The sequence below is a fragment of the Ruegeria sp. BC1 genome (genome assembly GCF_056539305.1).
Genome location: NZ_JBQFUT010000001.1, coordinates 589,860 through 605,273, shown reverse-complemented (window position 1 = coordinate 605,273; position 15,414 = coordinate 589,860). Strand labels below are relative to the sequence as shown.

General features: G+C 55.0%; 11 protein-coding genes. 5 read left to right on the top strand and 6 right to left on the bottom strand.

Translation table 11 applies throughout. From position 1 onward, the window contains the following. Positions 1–42: 42 nt before the first annotated feature. The gene (locus ACR0IY_RS02940) at positions 43–210 is read right to left on the bottom strand and encodes a hypothetical protein (protein ID WP_480670355.1); all 168 of its coding nucleotides are present in this window, start codon (positions 208–210) and stop codon (positions 43–45) included. Positions 211–399: 189 nt separating this feature from the next. Between ACR0IY_RS02940 and ACR0IY_RS02935 the strand changes: the two genes are divergently transcribed. Beyond that, positions 400–3,027, top strand: coding sequence for a hypothetical protein (locus ACR0IY_RS02935; RefSeq protein WP_480670354.1), 2,628 nt, complete (start codon positions 400–402; stop codon positions 3,025–3,027). Positions 3,028–3,198: 171 nt separating this feature from the next. Here ACR0IY_RS02935 and ACR0IY_RS02930 read toward each other — a convergent pair whose 3' ends face one another. Continuing rightward, positions 3,199–4,692, bottom strand: coding sequence for a BCCT family transporter (locus ACR0IY_RS02930; RefSeq protein WP_480670353.1), 1,494 nt, complete (start codon positions 4,690–4,692; stop codon positions 3,199–3,201). A gap of 404 nt (positions 4,693–5,096) precedes the next feature. Here ACR0IY_RS02930 and ACR0IY_RS02925 point away from each other — a divergent pair, with 404 nt between their 5' ends. The 3 genes from ACR0IY_RS02925 to ACR0IY_RS02915 all read left to right on the top strand — a co-directional run bounded on the left by ACR0IY_RS02925 (position 5,097) and on the right by ACR0IY_RS02915 (position 9,334). Next, complete coding sequence (locus tag ACR0IY_RS02925; RefSeq protein ID WP_480670352.1) at positions 5,097–6,065, top strand: TAXI family TRAP transporter solute-binding subunit; 969 nt, start codon at positions 5,097–5,099, stop codon at positions 6,063–6,065. 99 nt (positions 6,066–6,164) lie between these two features. Next, positions 6,165–8,906, top strand: coding sequence for a TRAP transporter permease (locus ACR0IY_RS02920; RefSeq protein WP_480670351.1), 2,742 nt, complete (start codon positions 6,165–6,167; stop codon positions 8,904–8,906). Continuing rightward, entirely contained in the window at positions 8,903–9,334 is a 432-nt protein-coding gene (locus ACR0IY_RS02915; RefSeq protein ID WP_480670350.1) for a universal stress protein, read from the top strand. The genes ACR0IY_RS02920 and ACR0IY_RS02915 overlap by 4 nt, the downstream gene beginning before the upstream one ends. Here ACR0IY_RS02915 and ACR0IY_RS02910 read toward each other — a convergent pair. Genes ACR0IY_RS02910 through ACR0IY_RS02900 form a run of 3 tightly spaced genes read right to left on the bottom strand, consistent with a single transcriptional unit; the run spans position 9,331 to position 13,419 of the window. Further along, entirely contained in the window at positions 9,331–10,371 is a 1,041-nt protein-coding gene (locus ACR0IY_RS02910) for a lipocalin-like domain-containing protein (protein WP_480670349.1), read from the bottom strand. The two genes, ACR0IY_RS02915 and ACR0IY_RS02910, sit on opposite strands and share 4 nt — an antisense overlap. Next, on the bottom strand, positions 10,361–12,775 hold the full coding sequence (locus ACR0IY_RS02905) for an ABC transporter permease (protein ID WP_480670348.1): 2,415 nt from the start codon (positions 12,773–12,775) through the stop codon (positions 10,361–10,363). Before ACR0IY_RS02905 ends, ACR0IY_RS02910 begins: the two co-directional genes overlap by 11 nt. Further along, positions 12,772–13,419: an ABC transporter ATP-binding protein gene (locus ACR0IY_RS02900; RefSeq protein ID WP_480670347.1), complete on the bottom strand. Its 648-nt coding sequence runs from the start codon at positions 13,417–13,419 to the stop codon at positions 12,772–12,774. The genes ACR0IY_RS02905 and ACR0IY_RS02900 overlap by 4 nt, the downstream gene beginning before the upstream one ends. Before the next feature lie 151 nt (positions 13,420–13,570). Here ACR0IY_RS02900 and ACR0IY_RS02895 point away from each other — a divergent pair, with 151 nt between their 5' ends. Continuing rightward, positions 13,571–14,005, top strand: coding sequence for an ion channel (locus ACR0IY_RS02895; RefSeq protein ID WP_480670346.1), 435 nt, complete (start codon positions 13,571–13,573; stop codon positions 14,003–14,005). On the opposite strand, the gene cls is transcribed toward ACR0IY_RS02895, so the two are convergent. Beyond that, complete coding sequence (gene cls, locus ACR0IY_RS02890) at positions 14,002–15,414, bottom strand: cardiolipin synthase (RefSeq protein ID WP_480670345.1); 1,413 nt, start codon at positions 15,412–15,414, stop codon at positions 14,002–14,004. The genes ACR0IY_RS02895 and cls overlap by 4 nt on opposite strands.

The window sequence follows — 15,414 nt, the reverse complement described above, 5'->3', positions numbered from 1 at the left end:
CCCTTTTTGCTCACTACATTTTTGTATTAAGTGTCTGGACGTTCACGAAGAAGAAGTTTCTGTCCTTGGTTTCCAGGCAAATTTCAGGGCCTGAGTTAAGCCGCCAAATAGCTCTTCTAATTGGCGAATCGTTTCCTGCGGACTTCCTGCAGCCGTCAGTAAGCGTTGAAAAATTTGATCGAAAAGATAGGGGAAAAATGTCGCGCTCATTTTCCCTTGGGTTGCGCAGCTAGATTAAGTGTATAATTTTTTTACGCATTTTCCTAGCTTTTCGATCTCTTGACAGGAATGGGAAGTCTCGAAGAGAGTTAAGTGTGGGGAAGGGGGGATAATTTTATTTATTGCTAGGCTGTTTGGCCGTCAATTCCTCTTTGCCTTGTTTTTCAAGGAGAGAAATAAATGCAATTTCAATTTTTCGACACCAATCAAGGCTTCTATCGGGTTGACCGTTTCCGGGACTTCAATCTGAATTCTTTAACCACATCGGGGGCGACTTTTGACTTCGATACCGGGTCGAATACATACGATCCGACCAGGGATGCCTTTAAAATTACCTTTGGCTTCAAGAACGCTGTTGAAACCAAAGTTCAATCCGGACCGGACGCAGGTGGGACATCACTTCTTGACGGCGGGTATGTTTTTACCTCCGGTATTATTGATTCCATCACATATATGGACAACGTGGGAAACACGATTGCCCAGATCACCGGATTGAACTACAAGCTTCCGCTTTTCTATTTCTATAACAGTGTCCAACCCCAACTCTTTAGACTATATGACGCGATAATTGCAAAGGGCATGACCTTCTCGGGTTCAAGTGTTTATGACGATGTCAGAACCGGAATTGGCTCTGATACAGTCATGACGCGTGGCGGAGATGACTACATTATCGATCTTGGTGGTAAGGACATTTATGACGGCGGCAAGGGTTACGACATTTTGTCATACGGCGACGCGTTCTGGAATCCTGGGCAAGCGTTTCGCGGAATCTCCGTTAATATGAGTGCGAAGAACAACAAAGATTTCATCGTTGGTTATGATGGGCAAAAGGACTCAATAAAAAACATTGAAGGCGTTCGGGGAACGTTTCGGGACGACAGGTTTATAGGCGATGGTGCTGACAATCAGTTTATCGGATTGCAAGGCCGCGACTATTTTGATGGCAAAGGCGGGTTCGATCTGCTCCGTTATGACCGTGATGACAGATACGGTGCAAACGATGGCGTTATCATTGATGTCGAAAATGGTTTGGCCCGGGACGGATCGGGTGACATCGATAGTTTCAAAAACATAGAAGGATTTCGAGGGTCCGCTTTTGCCGACACATTTATGAACACCGGTGGAAAAAAGAACATATTCTTTGACGGCCGTGATGGAGACGATGAGTTCATATTTGTAGACGGCAGCGGATTTGTCAGAGGGGGCAATGGTAGCGACTCCTTCAGATTTTCCGGCAAGAATTTCGACTACGATCTCGATCAATTCGAATTCGGCACTGATTCAATTGAAGTTGACGACTACACCGCAAGCGACTGGACTACGGGTGTTTCCAATGATGGTGACGCGCTGTTGATCTTTGACGACGGAACCGGAAACCAAGCATTTCTGGAATTTGAGGGGGTAACCCAGGCAACTCTTGACGCCGAGATCACTAATAACGGCATTGGTTCGATAGTCACGTTTTCCAGCCCTGGTAGTATCACAGCAACCAATTTGCAGGACAACGGTGGTGCAAGATCCCCGTGGAAGTTCACTCCGAACATCCAGATGTTAGACGGAAACCAGGGATTTCATCGCTATACCAACTTCAACGAAGCAAACCTTACGGCAATCGGATACATGTCTGAGATCGATCAGGAAGGCATCCGCTTTGTGCACGATACAGGCACTTATGGCTATGATCGAACGCGCAACTGGGATAAGGCCGTACTCGGCATTGAAGATGCTGAGTGGCATACTTATGAAACCGGTTCGGCAACGACCCGCGGCGGATGGTTCGATACCGGAACGTATTCGGGCGGGTACATTACTTCGATCACCTTCTACAACGATCTGGGATTCAAGATCCTTGAGGCAACCAATCTGAAAGTCGACTTGGCCTGGTTCGCTGGGTACTACGCCGAAGAGCCTGATCTTTGGAACCTATGGGATGCTGTGACGGCGTATGACGGTGTCTATATCGGGTCCAATTTTGGTGGTGGACCAGACACCACTTGGTCAGGGGACGATCTGAAATCCGGTGCGGGCAATGATCTGGTCAAGGCTATGGCCGGCGACGACTACATGAGCGATTTTGGCGGGAAGGACACGTATAACGGTGGCGCCGGTTTTGACATCGTGAGCTACCAGGAAACGTTCTGGAATCCTGAGTTGCTGAAAAAAAGGATCATTGTTGATTTAAACAAGAACGAAGTAAAAGGCCCTGACGGGCATACTGACAATTTGTTCAACGTGGAGGGCGTCGAAGGCACCATGCTGAGTGATGTGATGTATGGCGACGGCAAAGACAATTTCTTTGTGGGCTTTGGCGGCAACGATTATTTCAACGGTCGTGGCGGCAAGGACGAAGTCAGCTATCGCAACGATGACAATTTGGGTGGCACTTCGGGAATTGTCGCGAATTTGAAGGCCGGGGTTGTGACGGACGGGTTCGGAAACGTAGACACCCTTGTCAGCATCGAACGGCTGCGTGGCACTGACTACGACGATACCTACTTTGATCGGAGTAGTAAAAGTGACTATTTCCGCGCAGGCGACGGTAACGATACGATGGTCTTCCGTGGGGGCAATGATGTAGCACGTCTCGACAATGACGGCGACGTTGATACGATTATCTTCCGCGGTGACGCGTTCGGCGACAATGAAATTCGCGGTTTCGATGATGGCATCGACCTGATCCAGATCGAGAACGCGGCAAGTTTTGCTGACCTGACGCTGACAGTTATCAACGGCGATACTTTGGTTGAGTGGAATGGAAACTCAATTCTGGTTGAAGGCGTGATCCTCGACAATACCGACTTCATCTGAGTTCGCGCAGGCGTTTCCGTTCTTTCCAAATGTGGGAAGGACGGAAACGCTCGGCCTCCGTTCTAAAACTTGACGTGTGCTCCTACGGATCACGCCGAAGGCCCAACCAGACCAGAAAACCGATATAAGCGAAGACGCTGAGGTTCAGTGCGGTATCAATAAGTTCACTGCTCATCGGGTTTCCTCGCGTGTAAGGGCTTTGACCAGGCAGATTACAAGAATCGGTACGATAAAGACAAAGGCGATGGCGGACAGGGCGATAATGGATCTGACCAGGGAAATATCGCCAACCAGAACCATCGCCAGCCCCAATGCCCCTAGAATGATCCCCCAGATCGTACGGACGCGGGGCGACGGGTTGTCGTCGCCACCAGTTCCGATCATGGCGAGGGTAAAGCCCGCGCTGACCACACTTGTCACGACGAACAGGAAAGCGGCAAAGATGGTGGCTGTTCTCGTTATGCCATCCAGCGGAAATCGTTCAAGCAGCGCAAAAGTCGTAGCATCTAGGTTTTCAGCGTTCACCGCTGACAGCGCACCCTCTTGTCGTAAGACGTCAAAGAACCCGAGCCCACCGAAAACGCCGAACCATAGAACCGAGAATAGGGTTGGGGTGACGACAACACCAATCAGAAATTCGCGTATCGTGCGGCCGCGTGAAATGCGGGCAATAAAGATGCCTACAAAGGGCGACCAGGCGAGCCACCAGATCATGTAATTCAGTGTCCAGCCCTGAAACCAGTCGATCAGCAGGTTGTCAAAAAACTCAGCGGTTGAAAACCCTGCGGGCAGGACCCCGAACAGGTAACGTCCGAAACCGGAAACAATGCCATCCATCAGAAATGAGGTCGGACCCAGTATGAGCAGGTACACCATCATCCCCACGGCAATCAGCATCGCAGCATTGGAAAGCAGAGCCATACCTTGGCCGAGGTCACGACGCAATGGAATGATGAATGCAACGCATAGGGCAGCAAATACTGGTATCGTCAGAATACCTGGATTGTCGACTCCGATCAGGCCTGCCAGGCCAGTTTGTATCTGGAACACGCCCATCGCCATGGAGCCGGCCAATCCAACGGCGATCGCAACGATCGAGAGCAAGTCGAACACCCAACCCAGGGCTTTCGTCCATCCGGCTTCCCCCAATGCGTCGGTAAGAGGCGCGCTGAGCAACAATGTACGCTGCCGACGGTAGGCGAAGTAGGCAATGATCAATCCGACGATCCCGTAAATCGCCCAGGCGTGAAATCCCCAGTTCAGATAGGTCACAAACAAGGCATAGCTGGCTGCTTCGGGGTCACTGCGATATTGGCGTAGCACGTCAAAATGAGTCAGGGGCTCGGCCGCTCCGTAAAACAGAAGTCCAACCCCCATCCCTGCAGCGAAAAGCATGGCAATCCACGCCGACGTTGAAAACTCTGGTTTTGCTGAATCCGGGCCGAGGCGGATATCGCCAAACCGCGACAGAGCAAGGTACAGCGCAACAAACAATAGACCGCTGACCTCAAGCATTATGAACCAACCGCGGCTGTTGAACTGCATAGCCACGGCCGAAGCCGCGATACGTCCCAGACCTTGCGGATCGGCAATGCCCCAAGCCGCAATCGCTGCGCTGATCGTCAAGGCGATGATGAGCAACGGGCTAGGGGATGCGCGTTTCATATTCTGGGCCTTTCCCGGCTTTGGCGAAACTTTTGCCTTACAGCCATGTGCTTAATGGTCTGTAAGGGTTCGCCTGAGATTAGAGATCGATCGCCAAACATTCAAAAGTTTTGTTACGTTCTCTTTTTTCCATGCACCGGGAAATTCGCAAATTTGATCACATTATCTGGCCTTTGACGGGGAAAGTTCGGAAATATCTCTCAGATTTGCGGCTCAGGCCCGCTGGGCCACTCACGGGGGTTGACAAGTTGAGTGTCTGAATGAAACGTCGAAGATGTTGGGAGAATTTGGAATTTCAAGCGCTTGCACTTGTTGCAAGGCGCGTGCGTTTGACGTACCGGCAGGTCCTGTGATGGGACCGCTAACAATCTCCCATCCACCAAAAGAATTGGGAGTTCACAAATATGAAAAACAGCAGCAAGCTCAGCCTCGGCGCGGTCGTCACCGCGGCCCTTATGGCTCCGGCAGCCTATGCAGAAGAGTTCATTACCATCGGCACAGGTGGTGTGACCGGAGTGTATTATCCGACCGGTGGCGCGATTTGCCGTCTGGTCAACAAAGGTCGTAAAGAACACGGTGTGCGCTGCTCGGTCGAATCCACCGGCGGTTCTGTCTACAACATCAACACCATTCGCGAAGGCGAGCTGGAGTTTGGTGTGGCGCAGTCCGATTGGCAGTACCATGCATATAACGGTTCGTCGAAATTCGAAGAGGACGGCCCATTTGAAAACCTGCGCGCGGTCTTCTCGGTTCACCCCGAGCCGTTCACTGTTGTGGCACGTGCAGATTCCGGCATTGCCAACTTCGAGGACCTGAAAGGCAAGCGCGTCAACATCGGCAACCCCGGTTCCGGTCAGCGCGGCACGATGGAGGTTCTGTTGGGCGAAATGGGTTGGACCGCCGACGATTTCGAATTGGCGACCGAGCTGAAGGCGGCTGAACAGTCTGCGGCTCTGTGTGACAACCAGATCGACGCGATGGTCTACACCGTTGGTCACCCCTCGGGTTCGATCCAAGAAGCCACCACAGCCTGTGACTCGGTTCTGGTGAACGTCAGTGGCGACGCCGTCGACAAGCTGGTGAACGATAACTCGTTCTACCGCACTGCAACCATCCCCGGTGGCATGTATCGCGGTTCGGATGGTGACACGTCGACTTTTGGTGTTGGTGCCACGTTTGTGACTTCGGCTGATGTGTCCGAAGACGCTGTTTACGCGGTTGTAAGCTCGGTCTTCGAGAACTTCGATGACTTCAAAAAGCTGCACCCGGCGTTTGCCAACCTCAAGCCCGAAGAAATGATCGCAGACGGTCTGTCGGCCCCGCTGCACCCGGGCGCCGAGAAATACTACAAAGAAAAAGGCTGGATTCAATAAGCCAAACATAACGCAGGGCGTCTTCGGTCGCCCTGCGCCAATCCCGTATCAAACGGGTGCTTCAGAAGGCCAAAAATGGCCACGACGGGGAGACAATTTATGAGTTCCGACACACAATCCAATCGTCCGCTATCCGAAGAAGAGCTACAGGAACTTGTAGCGTCCTCTGATGCCGGTGGGCGTAATCCGGTCGGTAATGTCGGGATTTTTCTGGCCGTGGTGGCTGCGATCTGGTCGATTTTTCAGGTCGTTCTGGCTTCGCCGCTGGCGAACTATGTTTTGCCTGGCAGTGTGGTCAATAACGCGCGTCAGTTTCACCTGGCCTTTGCCATGTTTCTGGCCTTTGCGGCTTACCCCGCGCTGAAATCCAGCCCGCGAGACTATATCCCGGTTCAGGACTGGATTATGGGGGTCGTGGGCGCGTTTCTGGCGCTGTATGGGTATTTTTTCTACGAAAAGATCGTAGATGCGGGCGGTCTTGCAGACGACACCGATAAGTGGGTCGCGCTGGCCGGTTTGCTGTTGTTGTTCGAAGCCGCGCGCCGCGCACTTGGCCCGGCAATGGCGATCATCGCGACGATCTTCTTGGCCTATGTGTTCTTTGGGTCAGGTTCTGGAATAGAGAACAATCTTTTAAGGTGGTCCGCTGCCGTCGGTCTGATTATCGCTTCGTATTTGGCTTTTCGGTTTGCGAGCATTGCACTGGCCATTCCAATCCTGATTGTGGGGGCAATGATCATATTTGGCTTGCCCGAAGTTATTCAATGGAAAGGCGCTAGCCTGAAAAAGGCGATGAGCCACATGTGGATCACGTCCGAGGGTGTGTTTGGCATCGCCCTGGGCGTGTCTACCAAATTCGTGTTCCTGTTCGTGCTGTTCGGTGCGTTGCTCGATAAAGCCGGGGCAGGGAACTACTTTATCAAAATGGCCTTCGGTGCACTTGGTCACCTGCGCGGTGGCCCGGCCAAGGCCGCGGTTGTGGGTTCGGCGGCGACTGGCCTGATCTCGGGTTCGTCCATTGCCAACGTTGTAACCACCGGCACGTTCACCATTCCGCTGATGAAACGCGTGGGCTTTAGCAGCGAACAGGCTGGCTCGGTTGAGGTTGCCTCGTCGGTCAACGGTCAGATCATGCCACCGGTTATGGGCGCTGCGGCCTTCCTGATGGTGGAATACGTCGGCATCTCCTATGTCGAGGTCATCACGCATGCCTTCCTGCCTGCGGCGATTTCCTACATCGCGCTGGTGTACATCGTGCATCTGGAAGCCGTGAAGCGGAACATGCCCACACTGGGTGACCGCGACGTGCATTTGGCGCGGACGGTTGTCGGGATGCTGTCCTTCTTCCTCGTCTTTGCCGGGCTTTGCTATGGTTCGCAGTTCCCGGTGGATGCGGTGTCAAGCTGGGCGCCTTCGGCGGCGGGGCTGATCCTTAGTCTTGTTGTCTGCGCCGTTTATGTTGGGTTGCTGTATCTGGCTGCTCAGGTGCCGGATCTGGAACCCGATGATCCGAACGCCAAAGAAGTGCAACTGCCGGTCATCGCTGACATCTACAAGGCCGGTCTGCATTATCTGCTGCCGATTATTGTGCTGGTCTATTTCCTAATGATTGAACAAAAATCGCCCGGCCTGTCAGCCTTCTGGGCGACGGCACTGCTGTTCGTGATCCTGTTGACGCAAAAGCCGCTCAAGGCGCTGTTCAGGGGGCAAAGCAGCCTGAACGCCAGCTTTATCGACGGTGTTGCTGATCTGTGGCAGGGCTTGATCGACGGTGCGCGTAACATGATCGGCATCGCTCTGGCCACCGCCACGGCGGGCGTGATCGTGGGCACCGTGACCCTGACGGGCGTGGGGCAGGTTATGGCCGATCTGGTCGAGTTTCTGTCGGGCGGCAACCTGATCCTGATGCTGGTCATGGTTGGTATCCTCAGCCTGATCCTTGGCATGGGCCTGCCGACAACCGCGAATTACATCGTGGTCAGTTCGCTGATGGCCGGTGTTGTGGTCGAGCTGGGCGCCCAAAGCGGCCTTATCGTGCCGCTGATCGCCGTGCACCTGTTTGTGTTCTATTTCGGGATCATGGCGGACGTGACGCCCCCGGTCGGGCTGGCCAGCTTTGCTGCTGCTGCCGTGTCTGGTGGCGATGCGATCAAAACCGGTTTCACCGCGTTCTTCTATAGCCTGCGAACAGTGGCTCTGCCGTTTGTGTTTATCTTCAACACCGACCTGTTGTTGATTGATGTGACGTGGGTCGAGGGGATAACGGTCGCCATATTCGCGACAATCGCGATCCTTGTCTTTACCGCGGGAACAATGGGTTATTTCGTGACCCACAGCCGGATTTACGAAAGCGTCGCGCTGATCTTCGTGGCGTTTGCTCTGTTCCGACCGGACTTCTTCATGGATCGCATTGCCCCCCCGTATACTTCGGTCGAGCCATCCGCGTTTGTCGAAACCATCGGGCAAACGCCACCGGGGTCCGAAGTTCGGTTGGTCGTCAGCGGCCCCGATTTCGATACGCTTGAGATGACAGACACTACCGTAGTTGTGACCGTTGGCAACGAAGAGGGCGGCGAGGCGCGTGTCGATGCCATGGGTCTGCTGCTGATCGACGAAGACGGTCTGGTCAAACTGGAAGAGCCGCTGTTCGGAACACCCGTTGCGGATGAGCTGGATATTTTCGATTATTACGGGGACGAGGCTGTTCGCCTGTCCTCAGTCAGCTTGCCGTCCAGCCAGCCCCCCAAACAGTTGATCTACATTCCGGCGATGATCCTGCTGGGCCTGATCGCCTTCCTTCAACGCGGCCGTGCCGCCAGACAAGAAGAGGTGCCCGCATGACTAATTCCGTTCTTTGCGCCGTCGATATCAGCAACGGCGATCTTGACGTTGATGTTCTGGAAACAGCCGCAGCGCTGGCTGATCATGACGGTGCGCAACTGGATGTCGTGACTGTTTTGCCGGATTTTGGGGAAAGCTGGGTTTCCGGCTTTTTCCAGGCGGATTTCCATGAGAAAGCATTGGAAGACGCACGCGCCAATCTGGTCGAATTGTGCACATCGACGCTGGGGGCGGATCGGAACGAAAGCATCCGTCACGTAGTCGCCACTGGAACTGCGTATCAAGAGATTTTGAAAACAGCAGAAAGTGCAAAGAGCGATTTGATCGTTATCGGCGCACATAAACCGGACCTAAAGGATTATCTGTTGGGCCCCAACGCGTCGCGGGTGGTGCGGCACTCGAACGTTTCGGTTTACGTAGTGCGTTAATACCCCGTCATTTCAAGGTATCCGCGGCCCTTGTGGCTGCCGGATACTGTCACCGGGCCTTCCCAGTATTCGAACCGTGTGGCCATCCATGCGTCGGGCGTGAGGGCCGAAACCTTAACGTCCAGGTTGCGGTCCGGCAATGTAACCCGCCATTGTACCGGTACGTCCCGGCCAGCAACGCGTGTAGTGTTCAGGGGCTCAAAGGTTGCGGTCCCGTCGGGAAGGGGGGTCGTGGTTCCGTCAGGGCTGATCCACGTGGCAGCTGTGTAATCCCTACGGTCCCCACGTAAGCGAAAGGCCATCAGTTTATCGCCGTCATCAAAGCTGAGCGAGAACCAATCCCATCCACTTTGATCCGCAGCCAGGGGTTGCGATGACCACTCTCGATCCAGCCAGCCTTGGCCGGACACGGCGACCTCTCCATCGGGCAGGTGCAAAACACCTTCGACGGCATAGAAGGGTTGCGAATAGTAATGGCTGGCTTGCCCATCGGCGGATTTGACCGAGTAACCTGCATCACCGTGAAACACCAGCGGGCCTTGGGCGGTCATGGTCAAATCGTAGGAGAACTGAGAACCGCTGGCGGTCAGGGACAACTCGTCAAGGTCGGGTCCGCGCATATGCCATTCGTCGATCCAGGCCTCGAACGGTTCCGCAACGACCCCTGCTTGACCAATGCCGCCGCGCGACAGGCGTTCAGAAAAGAAATGAGCGTCCGGAGTGGTCACCGCCGCATGGCCCATCCACAGTTGTGGGCTTTGCCATCCTTCGACCTCAGCCGGTTTCAGCGCTGACCGAAATAGTGTCCACTGGACGCCATATTCACGCCCATCATCGCCGGTCAGGTTTGCAGTCAGATACCACCATTCGATCCTGAAGCTGGGGTGTGGCCCGTGATCGCGGGGGAATTCGAACGTGAAATCGGCGCGTGGTAGGTCAAACCCCTGAGCTGACCCGCCCAACCCAGCGTAACCCTGAGCCTGAACGGTTATGGGCAACAGGAAGAGCAATATAAAAGCCAGCGATTTAGCGTTCATTTGCAAACACTCTCAACAGTTCGGCAGGCGGCAGACGCAACAACCGCAAAGCAGGTAGCGCGGCAGCGAGAAAGGCGGCCAGCAGGGTTAAAATGAACAGGTAGGCCCAATTCGTCGGAAACAGGTACATCGGCAGGCGCCAGCCAAATGCCTGCACATTGATCACAGCCAGCAACGCCCAGGCCAGCACTAGGCCAAGCGGTAGGGCGAAAACTGCGGTCAAAGTAGCCAGCAGGACACTGCGCAGTAATTCCAGCCGCGCAAGCTGGGCCCGAGTCAGGCCCAAAGCCCAGATCGGTGCAATCTGCGGCAGGCGCTGGGTCCAGAGTGTCAGCAAGCTGGTCAATATGGCGAAACCGGCAATCCCCAAGGTCAGGACGTTCAGGGCAGATGTCACCAAGAATGTCTTGTCAAAAACAGCCAGAGATTGCGCTTTCATCGCGGCCTGATGAACAACGGATCGGCGCGGCAAATCAAACTGGTCCCGTAAGGCCTGCGCCATCTCGGTCGCCCGTTCGGGCGCGAGACGGATACCGAACCGGCGCGTATCGGCTCCGGGCGCGATCAGGTCCAGTTGCGGCATTGAAACGATAGCCTGACCGGTGGGGTTTCCGTAGTCAGAATAAACCCCTGCAATAATCAGCGCGTTGTCCACGTTAAGGGTTAGCGTATTACCGGGCCATAGGTTCGACCGCCGCGCGAGCTGTTCGTTGATCAGCACGCCTTCACCCGAAAAAACTCGATCCCAAACGTTGTCGGATGTCGCGATCAAGGGCCAATGGTCGCGATAGACCTGATCATCAACAATTCCATACAGAAACAAAGGGCCGGTTTCGTGAATCAGTTCAACGCTGCGGATCGGCAGGACGGCATCGACCCGAGGACTTAACCACAAGGCTATCTCAGCGCCCTGCTGGCTATCGTTAGCAGTCACATAAAGTTCTGACGTCAAGCGCTGATCAAGCCACCCGATAAAGGTCAGACGAAAACTTGAAACCATTGTGCTGACGCCGATATTCGCAGCGAGCGCCAGCAGCAACGCCATCAACGCCAGCGACAAACCCGGCAGCTGAGCCCTCATGTCGGACCAAACCCATTGAGCGACCGGTTTCCGGGCGCTGCGTTGAAAAACTGTTAGTGCGAGGGATAGCAGGTATGGCAACACCAGGGCAGCGCCGGTCAGGATCCCGCCAACCATGACAAACCCGGCAATCAATCCGTTAAAGGCAAAGCCTATGACAAAGCCGCCAGCGATAAGAGCGAGACCGATCATGCCAGAGGTCCGCTGGCCGGCACCCGAGCCACGCCACGACTGTAGTCCAGCCCCTACAAGCAAAGGCATCTGAGATAGTCGAAACATGGCGTGACCACTGGCCAGCAAGGTGCCCAACAGAGCCATTGCCAGCCCTGCCAATGCCCAATCAGGCCGCAATGACATCTGTCCATCGACCGGTGCGCCGTATAATCCGCGCAGCGTGGCGGCTACATCTGGCAGCAGAGCTCCGGCCAAAAAGAATCCCAAGACCAATCCCAACGTTCCACCTATCAGCGCCAGAAGGATCAACTCGGTCATGATCATCCAGATCAGACGCTGCATGGACACGCCCAGCGCCCGTAAGGTTCGGATCATCGCGCGTCGTTGCGCAAAGGCCAGCCCGACCGTGCCGTGCACAATAAACAGTCCGACCGCGAAGGACAGCAAACCAAATGCCGTCAGGTTCAGGTGAAAACTGTCGGTCAGCCGGGCAGTGTCCAGTTGGGTCGAGGCCTCGACCCGGATCAGCTCGGGCGCGATTTCAGACAAGGGTGGAAGGCTGCGCGGTTGGTCCGGCAACACCAACAACCGGGATACCTGTGCTGGCTTGTCCAATAGGGTCTCGGCAACACCAATATCTGTCAGGATCAGATCAGGCGGTAGGCTTTCGGACACTAGGATAGGGGGCAGGTTGTCTTGCGTTCCCAACACTTGTGCCAAGTCCGGGGCAACGAGCAAACGACCAGGCGCGGTCAGCATGTCGGCTGGATCGGGGGGGGTATCGCTTTGTTCGATCCGTGTCACTGCGGGCAGGGCCGGGTAGGCGACCATGTCGACCCCCATAACCTGCAGCGTACGCCCGTTAATCCTAAGTGGTCCTTCAAGAACCGCCGCCACCTGCCACCCGGAGCGGCGCAGTGCGACGTAGCGCGAAACAGAAATGGGGCCGGATGGGTCGTGCAGTTCGTCATAAACGCCCAGCGCGAGCTGATCGCTGGCCCGCTGATAACTGGCGCGCGCTTCGGCATTGATGGCTTGAACGGCCGACCACAAACCCGTTGCCAGCGCGATTCCAACCAGCAGCGTGGCCAGTTGCAGGCGATGACGCATCCAATGCGAAAGCAGTGCCTGTATGACGGCCTTGTTCATGCGATGTGGCCGCCGGATAAATGTACCTGCCGACCCAGCCGAGAGGCGATGTCCTGGGAATGGGTCACCAGCAGCAGGGCGGCGCCACTGTCAGCCACCAGCGCAAGCATCATGTCCAGTACAACGGCGCTGGCGGTTTCATCCAGATTTCCGGTCGGCTCATCCGCCAGCAGCAGTTTGGGGCGCGCTGCCATTGCGCGCCCAATGGCGACGCGTTGCTGTTGCCCGCCCGACAGATTCTCGGGATAGCGCGATAACAGATCAGTTAGACCGAGCCTGTCGGCCAGTTGCACAGTCCAGCCTGTGTCCTCATTACCCGCTAGGCGGGCGTGAAAGGTCAGATTTTGTTCGACAGTTAAAGAAGGTATCAGGTTGAACTGCTGAAAAACCAGCGAAACAGTCCGCCGACGAAGCGCTGCGCGACCGGCGTCGTCCAGAGGTGAAAGGTCGGTTCCGTCGAGTGTGATCTCGCCCTCGTCAAAACTGTCCAGTGCTGCCGCAAGGTTCAGCAATGTGCTCTTGCCACTACCGCTCTCACCGGTCAGGGCCAGCGTCTGCCCCTGATCAAGGGTCAGTGACACATCGCGCAGAACTGGACGCCCGCCCGGATAGGATTTCTGGACCTTGTCGATGTTCAGCAGCATTCAACACCCCTTGGAGATTGTCCGAAACAATGTGCGACGGTTTGCGGCAGAGTCCAGTGGTTAGGCCCGTTCGTTTCCATTGGTCGCAGCCTTGTTCTTTGCTGGCTAAGTCGCCATTGTGACAGCACTTCTCCAGATCGGGAAAAAGCTGATGACGTTAACAGAACAGATTGTTTGGGGCAGTATCTATCTGGGCATCTGCTTTATCATCGAGATTATTTTTCTGACATGGTGCACACAGTTTATCCGTCGCATGACGCTACGTCTGGAAAACAGCAAAAGGTTTATTACTATTGCAGGACCTATCTGCATAGCATTGGGGTTTATCGTTGCAATCCACACATTTCAGGTCTGGCTTTGGGCGATCGTGTGGGTGTTCGGTGACGTCCTGCCAGACTGGAACACTGCCCTGTATTTCTCGCTGGTGACGTTCACGACACTTGGATACGGCGATATCGTCCTCGGCGAACAATTGCGTATTTTTGGTGCTTTTGCCTCGGTTACGGGATTGCTGGCCTTCGGATTGTCCACGGCGTTTATGGTCGCCCTGATGACGCAGGTTTTTAAGGAAGAGCTGATTTCCTAAAGTATCGGCGCAAACAGCCGCGCCAGCGGTGAACCGAACCGGATATAGGCCGGTTGATCGGACAGATCCTTAGTCAGCTCATAGCTTTTCTCAAAGTCGGCACGCAGCATTTGGTCTACTGCTGCGGCTGCGCGTGAGTCGAAGAACAGGGCCATAGCCTCGAAGTTCAGCCGGAATGAGCGGTTGTCCAGATTGGTGGTTCCAACGGCGGCCAACGTGTCGTCAACGACGAAAACTTTCTGGTGCATGAAGCCGTCGGTATAGCGAAAGACCCGTGCGCCGGTATCGCGGATTTCATCGAAATAGGCAAATGCGGCCAGCCACGGAAGCCGATGGTCGACCACTTCTGGCACAAGGATGCGTACATCGACACCGCGTAGGGCGGCGTGTTGCAGGGCGGTCATGATATCGATGTCCGGCACGAAATAGGGTGATGCGATCCAGACCCGCTCGCGCGCTTCGGTGATAGCGGCGAAGAACATCATCGCCCCGGTTTCGGTGTCGTCCCCCGGTCCGGTCGCGACCAGCAGCGCGTTCATATCCTGTTCGGATTCCGAACCTGCCCAATCCAATTGTTCGATCAGATCCTCTTCGTGTGCCCAGTGCCAGTCTTCTGTAAAGATAAGTTGCAACTGTCGGACAATGTGGCCGGTCATCTTGATGTGTGTGTCCCGCCAGTGTCCGAAATGGGGACTCTGCCCCAGATACTCTACGCCAACATTGTGCCCACCGATAAAGCCGACATCTCCATCAATGATCACAGTCTTGCGGTGATTGCGATAATTGAGCTGAAAGCGGTATTGCGGCCCACGTCGGTCACTTGGGTTAGCAATTTCGACCCCTGCAGCGCGCAATTCGTTCAGATAGGCCGTCGGCAGACCATAGCTGCCGACGGCGTCGGTCATGAACCGAACGGTAACGCCTCGTTTGGTCGCAGCGATCAGTTTTTCCTGAAGCTGTTTGCCTAGGGCGTCGTCGCGCACAATGTAGAACTGGATCAGAACATAGCTTTTTGCGGCGTCGATTGCTTGAAAAATGGAGTCGAATGTCGCTTGCCCGTCAATCAGCAGTTCTGCCCCGTTGCCGCGTGACACTGGCAGATGCGCGAGCGCTTCGAAGGGGCGGGGATTGACGCGCATTGTTTCAAGATCAGGTTTGGAAAAATCCGCAAAACTCTTGATCCCTTCAACGACCTTTTCGCTATGCTTGCGAGCAATGCGATACCCCTGAAACCGATGATGACCCAGAAATAAGTATAACGGGACACCGAACACAGGTGCCGAGATCAGAAACACCACCCAGCCAACCGCGCCTTGCGGTGTGCGGGCGGTCTGCGCTGCCCGTATCGAAAAGACCACGGTCGTCACATACAGAAAAACGACGAGCGCGGAAACAAGCAATGGCCACAT

What these genes read in the sequence shown, in the direction of transcription:
- ACR0IY_RS02940 (WP_480670355.1), bottom strand. Translation starts at nt 210, where the DNA reads ATGAGCGCGACATTTTTCCCCTATCTTTTCGATCAAATTTTTCAACGC.
- ACR0IY_RS02935 (WP_480670354.1), top strand. Translation starts at nt 400, where the DNA reads ATGCAATTTCAATTTTTCGACACCAATCAAGGCTTCTATCGGGTTGAC.
- ACR0IY_RS02930 (WP_480670353.1), bottom strand. Translation starts at nt 4,692, where the DNA reads ATGAAACGCGCATCCCCTAGCCCGTTGCTCATCATCGCCTTGACGATC.
- ACR0IY_RS02925 (WP_480670352.1), top strand. Translation starts at nt 5,097, where the DNA reads ATGAAAAACAGCAGCAAGCTCAGCCTCGGCGCGGTCGTCACCGCGGCC.
- ACR0IY_RS02920 (WP_480670351.1), top strand. Translation starts at nt 6,165, where the DNA reads ATGAGTTCCGACACACAATCCAATCGTCCGCTATCCGAAGAAGAGCTA.
- ACR0IY_RS02915 (WP_480670350.1), top strand. Translation starts at nt 8,903, where the DNA reads ATGACTAATTCCGTTCTTTGCGCCGTCGATATCAGCAACGGCGATCTT.
- ACR0IY_RS02910 (WP_480670349.1), bottom strand. Translation starts at nt 10,371, where the DNA reads ATGAACGCTAAATCGCTGGCTTTTATATTGCTCTTCCTGTTGCCCATA.
- ACR0IY_RS02905 (WP_480670348.1), bottom strand. Translation starts at nt 12,775, where the DNA reads ATGAACAAGGCCGTCATACAGGCACTGCTTTCGCATTGGATGCGTCAT.
- ACR0IY_RS02900 (WP_480670347.1), bottom strand. Translation starts at nt 13,419, where the DNA reads ATGCTGCTGAACATCGACAAGGTCCAGAAATCCTATCCGGGCGGGCGT.
- ACR0IY_RS02895 (WP_480670346.1), top strand. Translation starts at nt 13,571, where the DNA reads ATGACGTTAACAGAACAGATTGTTTGGGGCAGTATCTATCTGGGCATC.
- cls (WP_480670345.1), bottom strand. Translation starts at nt 15,414, where the DNA reads ATGTGGCCATTGCTTGTTTCCGCGCTCGTCGTTTTTCTGTATGTGACG.